Below are 12,963 nucleotides of genomic sequence, written 5' to 3'. Positions count from 1 at the left end.
CTTTTGCTGGTCAGGGCCTCCTGTTGGTGCCCCCGGCAGGATTCGAACCTGCGACACACGGTTTAGGAAACCGATGCTCTATCCCCTGAGCTACGGGGGCGCGAGCGCCTAGTCTAGCGACCTGGGAGCTCACCCGGGGTGGCAGGGAGCGGCGCACGTTCACCCACGTTCCCCGGACCGCCGTTGTCGCAGCCCAGGACCACACACCGAGTCTCCATGTGGCTCCGGGTGATCTTGGCGGGCAGGGTGGAGGGGCCGGCGCGATGGGTTCGCGTCGGCGGAGAGCGAGCCGCTTCAGGCTGCGGCGCGGACGGTTGATGCGGGTCGAGTGAAGGTTTTGCGGTCGCGGATGAGTGCCCAGAGGACGTCGACGCGTCGTCGGGCGAGGGCGAGTATGGCTTGCCGGTGGTTCTTTCCTTCGGTGTTCCCCGGACGATCAAGGCAGTCGACACGTCAGAGTTGATCCGGCTCGACTCCGAGGCGATCCATTGCGGACTGACTCGCAACCACGGGGCAGGGTGGTTGGCGGAGTTCGCCGGTCCAGCAGCGGCGCACTATCTGTGGCCGGTACTGGTGCACCGATTGGGCCACCGGCCTGAGTCTTCGCCGCACTGGCGATGCATGCTGCTTCTGACGGTGCGGGACGGCCAGCAGATTTTGTCCCTCCTGGATGTCCTGCCCGCCTCGTTCGAGGATCTACCCGAGACGCTGGATGCGGCCACGAAGACCGAGATCGCCCACCGGCTGGAGCATGAGGGCCTGCTGACGCAGGCGCAGTGGGCCGACCTGAACCCCTGATCCGGGTACTGCTTGGCGGTGATACCCAGCGACGGTCACCGGGCGGCGAACAGTGCGTCAGGTGTCGAGGGCTGCGAGGTTGAGGCGTTCGAGCAGGCTGGGCTTGCGGGCGTGGGCCGTCCGTAGCTTGGCCAGCCGCTGTTGGAACCCGCTGTCTCGGTCGCGTTCGGCGAGGTCGTGCAGGTCGACGAGGAGTTGTACGGCGGTGTCGTACTCGCGGGGTTTCTTCGTGGCGATGAGTTCGTCGACCCGTTGCCAGGCGGCGAGTTGGTCGCTCGCGAGGGTGTCGAGGTGTCGTTGCCGGGCGGCTGCGGCGGACCGTTCGCGGCGAATCCGGTCGTGTTCGCGCCCCTCGGCGTCCCGTCGTTCCCGCTCGGCGCGCAATTCCGCGGCGGTGGCGCGTAGTTGCCCGGCGGTGCGGGCGGCCGCCGGGGCGGGGGCGTCGGTGCGGTGTGCGTCGCGGTAGCGGCGCAGCAGTCGGCTGCGTAGGTGGCTGTCGCCGCCGGTGATCAGGTCGGTCAGGATGGCGTCCTTGTCCCGGGCGGGCAGCCCGACGACCCAGGTGCGGAGTTGCGCGGCGGTCGGTTCACCGGAGGCGGCCGGCGGCGATCCGGCCGCCGCGGCCGCGATCAGGTCGGGGTCGATGCGCAGGAACTCGGCTACGGCGGTGAGGGACGCGTCGAGGGCACCCAGTCCGGCGGGAACGGGCGGTTCGGGCTCGTCGGCGATCTCGGCGGACTGTACGCAGCGCAGCCAGGCCAGGTACAGCAGGCGCAGGTCACCGGCGGCGAGGCCGGCCCGGACCGGGATGATGGAGGCGAGCAGACCGTGGCCGTCGAGGTCCCACTCGTCGGTGCCGTCCTCGTCCTCGTCGTGGAAGTCGATGATGACGTGCTTGCCGGCGGTCCACGCGGACGCGCTGTCACCCTGGCAGTACCGGGCCACGGTGGCGGGGTCGAGCACGTGCTTCGGTAGCCGCAGCATGAGCCGGCGGGTGCCCCAGTTCGCCAGGTACAGGTGCGCGTCGAAATACCGTTCCATCAGCGTGCGCGGGTCACCCTTGAAGTTGCCCCACTCGTAGGTGTTCACGAAGCTGGTGGCGGTGATGTCGGCCCGGGTCGACAGCGACCGCAGCTCGGCCCGCTCCCGGCCGGTGAGGGGCCGGTCGACGGCGGTGAACTCGTAGTACTGGTACTCGCTCACCGTGGCCTACCTTCCGGCCCAGTGCCGGTAGGCGTCGACCCACACGGCGCCGACCGGCGCGGGGGTGGGAAGCGGCAGGTCGAGCAGGTCGACCCTCTGCCGGTGGCGGCCTCGGACGCAGACCGCGACGATGGTGTCCGCGGTCAGGTCGACCTTCCGCACGGTGACCTCGACGCCGAGGACGGTGGTGGTGAACGGCACCGCCAGATGCTCCTCGATCATGGTGAACAGGCCGGTGAGCTGTTCGTCGTCGCCGTACGCGTCGACCGTGGCTTCCTCGATCATCGCCTCCAGCGCGGCGGTCCCCTTCGATGCCATCGACGGAGGATAACGGACCGGCGTCGGGGTGTTCGGAGCCCGATACGCGAGGACGGTCGGCATGGGTTCGGTGGCCGAGTTCGTCGATCTTCGGCGGGAGGTGGAGCGGTCACGGGCGGAGAACGCCCGACTGGGACGTCTGCTGGACCTGCGCGGCCAGGACACGACTTCGGCACCGGAGCAGTTGTCCGCGCCGGTGGAGCCGCCGGGACTGGTCACCATGGCCTCGCCGAGCCGGGACAAGCTGGCGCTGTTCGCCGACCGGTCCCGGGCCGACGCGTACGCCGTGCCATACGAGAAAGGCCCACCCGAAGAGCCGAAGGTACAGCCGGACAGCTCGCGTACATGAGCAGCCTGTCCGATCTCGGGGCTACCGGCCGCGCCGGCCAGCGCTGCGGGCCACAGCACGTACCCAGGCGCAGCAGCCCTTGACGCAGGTTCCACGATCACCCCCGGAGACCCTTGGTGCCTCGCGCGCCTCGCCGTCCTCCGCGGCCGGCTGGGTAGGGTGAGTAGCCGTTCGCGTCCCGTGGAGGAGAACGATGACCGCGCAGCCATCCAGGCCCACGTTCGGTTTGGACGATTTCGGGCTGGACGACCGGATGCGGCTGTTCGGTTACGTGACGGCGGAGAACCGGCTCGCCTACCTGTGGCTGCTGCGGGCGTTCGACTCGGCGCGGTCCAGCTACCACGTGGTGCTGCACACCTCCGACGTGGCCGCCGCGCTGGCGGCGTTGCACGAGGTGGACGCCGACTGCCCGGATCCGGCCGGGCTGGAGTTGCCGCGGCTGCTCGATGCCCTGGTGGAGTGGGGGGTGCTCGACCGGGGACAGGACAGTTCCCGGGCCACGACGTTGGCGGAGTACCGCAACCGGCACTCGGTGTACCAGTTCACCGAGGCCGGGTACCGGGCCCACCGGGCGGTGGAGGCGGTGTTGTCGGCGAGCATGGACGACTCGACGCTGTCCCGGCTGGTCTTCGCCGACCTGCTGGCGGACCTGAACGCGCTCGCCGTAGCCAACGAGGCGGGGGACGCGGAGGAGGTCTACCGCAAGTTCAACCGGCTGGACCGGGCGTTGGCCGACATCGCCGAGCGTGCGGCGCGTTTCTACCACATGCTGGGTGACTTGGGCCGAACCAACGACGTGCGGCCGGAGGTGTTCCTTGCCCACAAGGACGCGCTGCTGGCTCACCTGCGGGACTTCCACGACGAGTTGCAGCGGTACACGCCCCGGCTGCGCGCGGCGGTGCACGAGGTCGAGGCGACCGGCCTGGGCCGGCTGATCGAGGCCGCCGCCGAGGCCGACGAGCGGCTGTTCCACACCCCGGTGCAGCGGCTGGAGGACTGGCGGCGGCGCTGGGCGGGGCTGCGGTCCTGGTTGGCGCCGCCGGGCCCGGAGCAGCCCAGCGAGGCGGACCGGTTGTCGGACGCCACCATCGCCGCGATCGGTGACGTCCTCGCTCTGCTGCGCCGGGTCACCGAGGCGCGGCGCGGCGGGGTGAGCCGGGAGTCGCAGTTGCGGCACCTGGCCGCGTGGTTCACCCACACCGGCACCCAGGATGCCGCGCACGCCCTGTTCGACGTCGTGTTCGGGCTCGGCGGTCCACGCCACGCCGGCGTGGCGCACCCGGATCCGGAGGCGATCGCCAGCCGGTTGTCGTGGTGGGAGGCGCCGGCGGTGGAGCTGTCCCGCACCCTGGTGACCACCGGCCGGGCACCGGGTCAGGGCCGGGGGCGGCCGGCCCGGCTGGACCGGGTCGACGAGCGCCGGCACCGGTTGCGCGGCGAGCAGCTCGCCCGGGAGCGCCGGTGGGCCGACGCGGCGACGGCGCTGGCCGCCGAGGGCGTGGACGATCACCGGTTGGACGGGTCGCAGACTCAGGTCCTGCTGCGCCTGCTCGACATCGCGCTGGCCGCCCGGGTGGGTGGCAGAGCCGGGGTGCCGCTGGCGGCCGCCGCGCACGGCGTGCGGCTGACCCTCACCCCGACGCCGGGCCGGTTCACCACGGTGCACACCGCCGAGGGCCGGCTGCATCTGGACGGGTACGCGTTGACGGTCACCGCCGCGCAGCACACCGCGGTCCGCCGACCCGAGCTGGTGCCCGCGTGACCGCCGGGTCCGGCGCGCTTCGGCCGGCGGCGCACCGGTTTGCCGTCGACGTCCCGGAGTTGGAGTTGGCGGACTACCAGCGGGCGGTCCGGCTGGTTCTGCGCCACCCGCTGATCACGGCGACCTGGCCCGACGAGCGGGCGCTGCCCCGGGTACGGCGGTTCTCCCCCACCCTGCGCCGGGATCTCGCCGAGGCGTTCGGGTACCGGCTGGAGCTGCACGGTTCCACGGCCCGGTTGGTACGGGCGAAGGACCGGCTCGACGGCACCCAGCCGGCGGTGTCGCGCACCGGGCGGCCGTTCGATCGGCAGCGCTACGCGTACCTGTCGTTGTGCCTGGCGGTGCTGGGCCGCGCCGGGATCCAGATCACCCTCAGCGAGTTGGCCGACTCGGTGGCCGGTGACGCGAACCGGATCACCGGCCTGGGGTTGGATCCGGACCACGGCCCGGACCGGCGGGCGTTCGTGGACGCGGTCGGCTGGCTGGAGGAGCGGGGTGTGCTGCGGCTGGCCGACGGCTCCAGCGCCGCCTGGGCCAGTGACCCGGGGGCCGGGGAGGCACTGTACGACGTGGCGCGGGACGTGGTGTTCGCGTTGTTCCGGCCGACCCGGGTGCTGCAGCACATCGACTCGGTGTCGGCGCTGCTGGACCGGGCGATGAGCAGCAGCGGCAACGCCGAGCGCCGGCAGGCGGCCCAGGCGGCCCGGCGGGCGGTGGTGGAGTCGCCGGTCGTCTACCACGCCGACGTCGACGCCTCGGTCGCCAACCATCTGCGCGGCTCCGCGCTCGCCGTCGACCTGGCCCGGCTGACCGGGCTGCGGGTGGAACGGCGGGCCGAGGGTGTGCTGCTGGTGGACACCGCCGGGTTCACCGCGGAGCGGTTCCCGGGCACCGGCTCGGTGGCGCAGGCCGCGGTGCTGCTGGCGGTGGAGATGGCCGACCGGGTGGCGGATCCCGACGGCCGCCGGGTCAAGCGGCTCGCCCCGCCCGACGGGCACGCCCGGCAGCAGGCGTTGGCGAGCCACATCGACACCGGCCTGCCCACCGCCACCCTGGTACGCCTCGACGGCGCCGGCCCTGACGAGCACTGGACTGTCGAAGGCGAGAGCGGCCACGACGAGGCCGACGGCGCCGGCCGGTTGCCGTTCATCACCGACAGTTTCCTGCGTACCGCAGTCGGGGAGATCCTCCAGCGGTACGGGACCGCGTTCGGGGCCCAGTGGCACGTCGACCCGGACCGGCTGCGCGTCGAGGCGGTCGCGCTGCTGGAACGGTTCGGCGCGGTCACCGCCGTGCCGGGCGGGGTGCTCGTCCGACCCCTGGTGGGGCGGTACCGCCACACCGTCGCCACGGTCAAGCCCCGGGCGACGACCACCGAAACCCTGTTCTGAGGGAAGTTGATCGTGATCGAGCAACGCGTCGTCCGCCGGTTCGCCCCCACCCGGGCCGGGATCATCAATCTCTGGGACTACCGGGACGAGGAGTTCAGCTTCGTCGACGGGTGGCTGGTGCTGCGCGGGCCCAACGGCTCCGGCAAGACCAAGGCGCTGGAGGTGCTGTTCCCGTTCGTCCTCGACGGGCGGATCGAGCCGCGCCGGCTCAATCCGTTCGCCAGCGAGGACCGGACGATGAAGTCGAACCTGCTCTACCGGGGGCAGGAGGTCACCCACGCGTACGTGTGGATGGAGTTCGGCGACGGCGAGCGGTACGTGACCGTCGGCATCGGGTTGCGGGCGCACCGGCACGTCGACCGGGTCACCCGCTGGCACTTCGTGGTCGACGGTCGGGTGGGGGTGGACTTCTCTCTGCTGGACGCCGACGACCGGCCGCTGACCCGCCGCGACCTGATCGACCGGTTGGGCGCCGAGGCGGTGCGGGACTCGGCGGAGGACTACCGTCAGCTCGTCGACGCCCGGCTGTTCGGCCTCGGCCCGGCTCGCTACGAGCAACTGCTGGACCTGGTGCTGACCCTGCGCAAGCCGCAACTGGCCAAGGACCTCAACCCGGTCGAGCTGTCCCGCACGCTGCAACGAGGGCTGCGCCCGGTCGAGGACCACCTGCTGGTGGAGGCCGCCCGCTCGTTCGACGACATGGAGGCGGTTGCCCGTACCCTCGAAGGGCTGGTGGCGGCGGACGCGGCGACGGCCTCGTTCCTGACGGTGTACTCGACCTATCTGCGCACCCACGCACGGGCCGCTGCGGACGCCCTGACCGCCCGCCGCGACGCGGTCGCCACCCGGTCGACCGCACTCGGCGACGCCCGTCACGCGGTCGCCGCGGCGGCGGAGGCGGAGTCCGCGGCGGGTGAGCGGCTGCGGGCCGTCGAGGGCGAGCCGGGACGGCTGCGCGCCCACCTGGACAGTTTGAAGGCCTCGGCGGCCTACCAGTCCCACGAGCAGCTCGCCGACCTGCAACGGCACGTGCACGACTTGGCGGAGGCGGCCGGGCGGGCCGGCGAGGCCGTCGTCGCCGAGGAGAGCGCGGTGGCGCGGCGGCGTACCGAATCGGAACGGGCGACGGTCGCGGCCCGGGACACCCGGACGGCGGCCGACCGGATCGCCGCCGATCTCCTGCTCGACGCGGAGGCGGCCGGGATCACCTGGAGCGCCGACAACGCCGCCCCGGACGACCTGGCGGCCCGGATCACCGCGCGGGCCGCTGCCCGCCGCGACGACGTGCGCGCCGTCCGCGCGCAGGTGGCGCGGCACGACCAGGCCGACCGGGACCACGCCCGGGCCGCCGCCGACGCGGCCAGCGCCACGGCCGCCGCCGCCGACGCCGAGCAGGCCGAGCGGCGCGCCGAGGACGCCGTCGCACAGGCCCGCGCCCGGCTGCGTGCCCAGCTCGAGCAGTGGGCGCAGGGCAATGCCGGGCTGCTGGCCGACATCGCGCAGCCGGAGCTGATCGATGCGCTGGCCGCCGCCGTGGACACCACCGGCGAGCCGGGCGCGCGGACGCTGCGGGAGGTGTACGCCGACGCCACGGCCACGGCGGTGGCTCGTTGGCGGGACCGGCTCGCGGCATTGGCGGCGCAGCGGGCGGCGCTGGCCGACCGGCGGGCCGAGGTGTCCGCCGAACGGGACCGGATCGCCGCCGAGCACGACGACGCCCCACCCGCCCCGGTGACCCGGCCCGCGCCACGCGCCGGCCGACCCGGCGCGCCGCTGTGGCGACTGGTCCGTTTCATCAGCGGGGTGACCGGCGCGGACGCGGCGGCCATCGAGGCGGCGCTGCACGCGGCCGGGCTGCTGGACGCCTGGCTGCACCCTGACCCCGGGACCGCGACGACCGCGCTGGCCGGCGACGACCTCGACGGCTACCTGCTGCCGCTGCCGCCGCGACGGCGGCCGGCCGGGGCCACCCTCGCCGACGTGCTGGCTCCCGAGGAACAGGACGACGTGCCCGCCGCGCGGATCACCGAGGTGCTCACCTCGGTGGCGCTGGCCGACGTGACCACGCCCGACGCCTCGCCGGTCACCATCGGCGTGGACGGCCGGTACGCCCAGGGCGTCGCCGCCGGCCGATTCGCCAAGGTCTCCTGCGAGTACATCGGCGCGACCGCCCGGGCCGCCCGCCGCGCCGCCCGGGTCACCGAGTGCGAGCGGTTACTGGCCGTCGTCGACGCCGACCTCGACGCGGTGGACCGCGCCCGCGCGTCCGTCGAGGCGCTGCTGGCGGCGGTGGACGCGGCTGCCGCGCACCTGCCGGCACCCGCGCCGGTCCACACGGCGCTGCGCGAGCTGGACCGGGCCGCCGCGACGCTGCGCGCCCGGCAGGAGGCCAGCGCGGCTGCCGCCGCCCGCCTCGACCAGGCCCTGGCCGAGCGGGCCGCCGCCGCGGCCGCGCTGCGCCGGAGCGCGGCAGAGCGGTCGCTGCCGGTCGACCGGCTCGACGACACCGCCGAAGCGGTGAGCCGCTTCGAGAAGCGAGGGGTACGCCTGGAGGGCACGCGGACCGCCGCCGCGCGTGCCGCCGAGCAGGAGGACCAGGCACGGCAGCGGCACGACGAGGCAGTCGACCGGTTCACCGCCGCGGCAGAGACCGTACGCACGGCCCGTGCGCGGCACCAGGAGAAGGCGGAGGCGTACCGGACGTTGCGCGACAGCGTGGGCGCCGACGCGGAACGGGTGCTGGCCGACGTGGCCCGGACCGCCGACACGATCACCGAGGCGGAACAGGCCGTCGAGCAGGCCCGCACACAACTCAGCGCGGCCCGGGAGCGGCGGGTCGCCGCGCTGACCCGGGTGGAGTTGGGCGAGCAGGCCCTGGTCGCCGCCGTCGCCGAGGCGCAGCACGACGCCCAGCGGCTGCGCCCGTACGCCCAGCCGGACCTGCTGGGCCTGCTGCGCTGCCCCACCGACCTGCGCTGGCCCGCGCAGACCCCGGACGACGAACTGCATCCGCAGGTGGCAGCCCTGCACGAGGCGATCCTCGCCGCCACCCGGGAGCTGAGCCCCACCGAGACATCGCTGAAGCAGAGCGCCACGCGGCTCACCAGCGCGCTGACCGACCTGCAGGCGCAGCTACCCGCCGCCGGCCTCGACCACCGGCCCGAGTGGGACACCGACGACGGGGTGATCGTGGTCAGGGTCGCCGACGAGCAGGGCCTCACCCCCGTCGCCCACTTCGCCGACCGGATCACCCGCGAGCGCCGCGACCAGGAACAACTACTGACCGACTCCGAGCAGCGGGTGCTGGAGGACGCCCTGCTCGGGCAACTCGCCCGACAGATCCACCACCGCACCATCGAGGCCCGCGACCTGGTGGCGGCAATGGACAGCCAGATGCGCGCCCGGCGCATGTCCTCGGGGCTCACCGTCGGCGTCGGCTGGCGGCTCGCCGACGACCTCGACGCCGAGCAACGCGACGTCTGCAAGCTCCTCGAACGCGACCCGGCCCGGCTCGGGCCGGCCCAGCTCACCACCATGCGCCGGCACTTCGCCGCCCGGATCAAGACAGCGCGGGCCGCCGCGCCCGAACGGCCCTACCGGGAACTGCTCGGCGACGTCCTCGACTACCGGCAGTGGCGCACGTTCGCGTTCACCCTGCACCGGCCCGGCGGCGGCACGGAGGCGCTGACCCGGGCCCGACACAGCCAACTCTCCGGCGGCGAGCAGTCGGTCTCCCTGCACCTGCCGCTGTTCGCCGCCGCCAACGCGCTGTTCGGCTCGGCCCGACCCGACGCGCCCCGGCTGCTCGGCCTCGACGAGGCGTTCGCCGGCGTGGACGACACCGGCCGGGGTGAGCTGATGGCCCTGGCGAAACAGTTCGACCTGGACCTGTTCATGACCGGCTACGACCTCTGGGCCACCCACCCGGCGGTCAGCGGCGCCGCCCACTACGACCTGTCCCACTCCGCCGTGGAACACGCCGTATCGACCGTGCTGCTGGTCTGGGACGGCTCGACCAACATCGCCGACTTCGACGGAACCCTGGCCCGTGCGCTCGGCTCCCCGCAGACCCGCCGCGCCCCCGGTAGCCCGGACGAAACCGACCGGACCGGCCTCCTGCTCGACCTCGCAGACGAATGACCGACGATCGCGGCGAACCGCCGTCGGACCCCTCGGCTGCACACCCGTCGCTCGTGCCGCCCGGCCGGGACCGGCCGGGCGGTCCGACGGATCTCGTCGAGCAGCCCGGCTGGCGGCGGCTGCTGGCGGCCGCCCGGCGCAGCATCGAACGCACCGGTGGCCGGCTCGACACCACCGTGACGCTCTCCACCCCCACCGACGACGAACGCCTCGTGATCATCGGCATCACCGGCACCCACCGCTCCACCGCGGCGGCCCGCCTCAGCATCCGACTCGGTGAGGTGGACGAGCACCTGCGCGCCGCACACGGAGTCGGCCTGATCGAGGTGCTCACCGCGACGGCCCCGCTGCGCAACCGACCGTCCGACCTCAAACGCGAGGCGGTGGCCCGCGACGCCGTCCTCGCCACGGCCCACGACGGCCGGCACGCCGGCACCGCCTGGTACGCCGAATGGCTCGACGGCCTGCGCCGCGACGGCACCCTGACCCGCATCATCCGCACCGGACTGCCGTTCCAGCACGTGATCCGCATCCTGGACGCGTTGCCCGCGGCCGACGAACCGATACCGGTCTTCGCCGACCGAGTGCTGGACGACACGAAGGCCCTCACCGACGGCCCGCTGCGCGGGCTCGTCCTCCGAGCCGTCGCCACCTGGCAACAGACGGCGCTTCCGGTAGACGGCGAGCAGGAACGGGCGTTATGGGAATCGGTCGGTCTGGTCCCGGACGACCTCGCCAGCCAGGTGCTGGTACTCAACGCACCGGCCACCGGCGGGCTGGTCGGGCGGTGGCTGACGGAGGCCGCGCAGGCGGGCCTGCCGATGCGGGTCACCCTGCACCAACTGCGCCTGGCACCGCTCACACTGAACTGCGACGAGGTCTACGTCTGCGAGAACCCCGCCGTGCTGCGCGCGGCCACCACCGCGCTCGGTGCCCAGGCTCCACCGCTGATCTGCACCGAAGGGGTGCCGTCGGTCGCCGTTCACACACTGCTGTGCGCGGCTCAGGGAGCGGTGATCCGGTGGCGCAACGACTTCGACTGGACCGGCGTACGACTGACGGCGGCGGCTCTCCAACGGTATCCGGGCGCGGTCCCGTGGCGGATGACCGCCGTCGACTACCTGCCGGCGGCGGGCACCGGCACGGCCCTGCTCGGTACGCCCATCCGGACGCCGTGGGACGAGGCATTGGGGGAGTCGATGCGGCGTACCGGCCGAGCGGTGATGGAGGAACGGCTGCTCGACCGGCTCATCGCCGACCTACGCGCGGCCGGGAGCCGGGTAACGGCTGGCAGGCGCCCCGACCCGACGGGTGCGGCAGGTTGAACGCCGCGGGCCCGCGTATCGAACCCGGATGCCGCTGCACATCGAAAGAGTGCCTCCGCGCAGATCGAACATTCGCCTGTCGTGTCACTTGATCATCGACGAGGTCAACGCGCTCCAGAACTGCTGCTGGCTATCGAGGTAGCCGTCGACGAGGAACCCGCCCCCGGCCCGACGAAAGACGAGCCAAGCGTGCTGGGCCTAGCGTAGTAGGCTGACGGGTATGGGCCGGTTCTCCGAGGATGAGCTGCAGGCGGTTGTCTCCCGGTACGAGGCGACGCGGGCGCAGGCGTTGACCGAGCGGGATGAGCAGCTGCGGGCGTTTCACGCGGCCGGTTGGCGGCCGGTGGATCTGCAGCGGGTCACCGGGTACAGCCGGGAGACGATCCGTCAGGCGCTCCGACCGGAAGTCCGGCGGGCGACCAACATCAGCCGGCGCAGGACATCACCCCAGCCCCCGGCGGACTATCGGCCCTACGGTGACCGGAAGCCCTACGTGGTGGCCCAAACTCTGGCCGAACTACACGGCCCAACCGAAGGCACGGTGACGCTGCCGCGTCACCTCGACTGGTCCGGGCACGCCGATTACGACCTGAACCGGACCGGCCGCATGGCCAGCATGTACAAGGTCGTGCTCACCGAGGCCAGCACGGTCAAAGATCTCAACGCCTGGCTCGACGCCGATCTCCTCCGGAGGCTCTGGCCCACCCTCTGGCTTCCACCCCAGCTCCGCCAGCGCTGGGAAGAAGCCTTCCCCGAACTCGCCACGACCCGTAGCAACGCGGCGTAGCGGTGGACCCCTTCCACGAACGCCTCGCCCGGACCGGGCTGGCGGCGGCCGATCGATACGGCTTCGCGCTTGCCGGCGGGTACGCGGTCCAGGCCGCCGGACTCCTAAAGCGACCCAGCGAGGACGTCGACCTGTTCACCGCCTGGGACCGCCGCGACGAGTTCACCGCCGCGGTCACCGCCGTCGTGCACGCCTACCGAGACGACGGCCTGACCGTCGAGACCGAGCGCCAGTACGACACCTTCGCCCGGCTGGCCGTCACCGACGGTACCCGGGTTTCCAAGGTCGAACTCGGCGTGGACTGGCGTGCCAACGAACCGATCCTCATGGCGATCGGACCTGTACTCCACCCCGACGACGCGGTCGCGAACAAGATGAGCGCCCTCTACGGGCGAGCGTTCGCCCGCGACTTCATCGATATCGACGCCACCCTTCAATCCGGCCGCTACACCCGCGACGCCCTCCTCGCCCTCGCGCAGCGCGCCGACCGGGGCTTCGACCCACGCATCTTCGCCGACGCACTCGGACAAGCCACCCAGCTCGATCCCGATGACTTCGCCCAGTACGGCGTCACCGGCCCAGCGCTGGACGATCTCCGAAGCCGATTCGCCGCATGGCGCCGCGAACTGCTCAACGACGAGGAAGGATGACTCGCTTCCCGACTCACCGCAGCGACAAACCTGCACCCGCAGGACCCGTAACGTTCCAGCTGATCTTCGGCAGGCGATCACAGCGAGCCCGCGAAGCGACTGGCACTCAACGGGGGACGATGGGAAAGCCGCAGGCTCTCGGCCTGCGGACACCGGCGGAGCGTCGTGTAGGAAACCGATGCTCTATCCCCTGAGCTACGAGGGCGCGAGGGCCCAGTCTCGCGGCCTGCGGGTTCACCT

The 12,963-nt window shown here is 72.8% G+C and carries 10 protein-coding genes, 1 tRNA gene and 1 pseudogene; 8 read left to right on the top strand and 4 right to left on the bottom strand.

All coding sequences use genetic code 11. The features are described 5' to 3' along the window. Nucleotides 1-24 precede the first annotated feature (24 nt). Together QTQ03_RS23015 and QTQ03_RS23010 are read right to left on the bottom strand one after the other, a co-directional pair. Nucleotides 25-100 (bottom strand) — tRNA-Arg (locus QTQ03_RS23015). A gap of 194 nt (nucleotides 101-294) precedes the next feature. After that, a pseudogene (locus QTQ03_RS23010) lies at nucleotides 295-420 on the bottom strand (IS110 family transposase); the annotation flags it as partial. Here QTQ03_RS23010 and QTQ03_RS23005 point away from each other — a divergent pair. After that, nucleotides 406-798, top strand: a complete 393-nt coding sequence (locus QTQ03_RS23005; protein WP_289279838.1) for a hypothetical protein — start codon at nucleotides 406-408, stop codon at nucleotides 796-798. The pseudogene QTQ03_RS23010 and the gene QTQ03_RS23005 overlap by 15 nt on opposite strands. A 57-nt stretch (nucleotides 799-855) precedes the next feature. On the opposite strand, the gene QTQ03_RS23000 is transcribed toward QTQ03_RS23005, so the two are convergent. Both QTQ03_RS23000 and QTQ03_RS22995 read right to left on the bottom strand, forming a co-directional pair. Continuing rightward, nucleotides 856-2,001: a hypothetical protein gene (locus tag QTQ03_RS23000; RefSeq protein ID WP_289279828.1), complete on the bottom strand. Its 1,146-nt coding sequence runs from the start codon at nucleotides 1,999-2,001 to the stop codon at nucleotides 856-858. Nucleotides 2,002-2,007: 6 nt separating this feature from the next. After that, nucleotides 2,008-2,319, bottom strand: a complete 312-nt coding sequence (locus QTQ03_RS22995; RefSeq protein WP_289279827.1) for a hypothetical protein — start codon at nucleotides 2,317-2,319, stop codon at nucleotides 2,008-2,010. 61 nt (nucleotides 2,320-2,380) lie between these two features. On the opposite strand from QTQ03_RS22995, the gene QTQ03_RS22990 reads away from it, so the two are divergent. From QTQ03_RS22990 to QTQ03_RS22960, 7 genes are all read left to right on the top strand, one after another. Beyond that, nucleotides 2,381-2,668, top strand: a complete 288-nt coding sequence (locus tag QTQ03_RS22990) for a hypothetical protein (RefSeq protein WP_289279837.1) — start codon at nucleotides 2,381-2,383, stop codon at nucleotides 2,666-2,668. A gap of 193 nt (nucleotides 2,669-2,861) precedes the next feature. Next, a complete protein-coding gene (locus QTQ03_RS22985; protein ID WP_289279836.1) occupies nucleotides 2,862-4,430 on the top strand; it encodes a TIGR02677 family protein in 1,569 nt (522 codons plus the stop codon). Then, complete coding sequence (locus QTQ03_RS22980; RefSeq protein ID WP_289279835.1) at nucleotides 4,427-5,821, top strand: TIGR02678 family protein; 1,395 nt, start codon at nucleotides 4,427-4,429, stop codon at nucleotides 5,819-5,821. The genes QTQ03_RS22985 and QTQ03_RS22980 overlap by 4 nt, the downstream gene beginning before the upstream one ends. Nucleotides 5,822-5,833: 12 nt before the next feature. After that, on the top strand, nucleotides 5,834-9,961 hold the full coding sequence (locus QTQ03_RS22975) for a TIGR02680 family protein (protein WP_289279834.1): 4,128 nt from the start codon (nucleotides 5,834-5,836) through the stop codon (nucleotides 9,959-9,961). Continuing rightward, nucleotides 9,958-11,286 (top strand): TIGR02679 domain-containing protein, encoded by a 1,329-nt coding sequence (locus QTQ03_RS22970; RefSeq protein WP_289279833.1) that lies wholly within the window; start codon nucleotides 9,958-9,960, stop codon nucleotides 11,284-11,286. The genes QTQ03_RS22975 and QTQ03_RS22970 overlap by 4 nt, the downstream gene beginning before the upstream one ends. Before the next feature lie 220 nt (nucleotides 11,287-11,506). Further along, complete coding sequence (locus QTQ03_RS22965) at nucleotides 11,507-12,073, top strand: hypothetical protein (RefSeq protein WP_289279832.1); 567 nt, start codon at nucleotides 11,507-11,509, stop codon at nucleotides 12,071-12,073. 2 nt (nucleotides 12,074-12,075) lie between these two features. Beyond that, entirely contained in the window at nucleotides 12,076-12,723 is a 648-nt protein-coding gene (locus QTQ03_RS22960; RefSeq protein WP_289279831.1) for a nucleotidyl transferase AbiEii/AbiGii toxin family protein, read from the top strand. Nucleotides 12,724-12,963: the final 240 nt, after the last annotated feature.

It is taken from the genome of Micromonospora sp. WMMA1363 (genome assembly GCF_030345795.1).
Classification (GTDB): Bacteria; Actinomycetota; Actinomycetes; order Mycobacteriales; family Micromonosporaceae; genus Micromonospora.
Note: the sequence above shows the minus strand (reverse complement) of the source record. Positions and strands in the feature narration are given on the sequence as shown.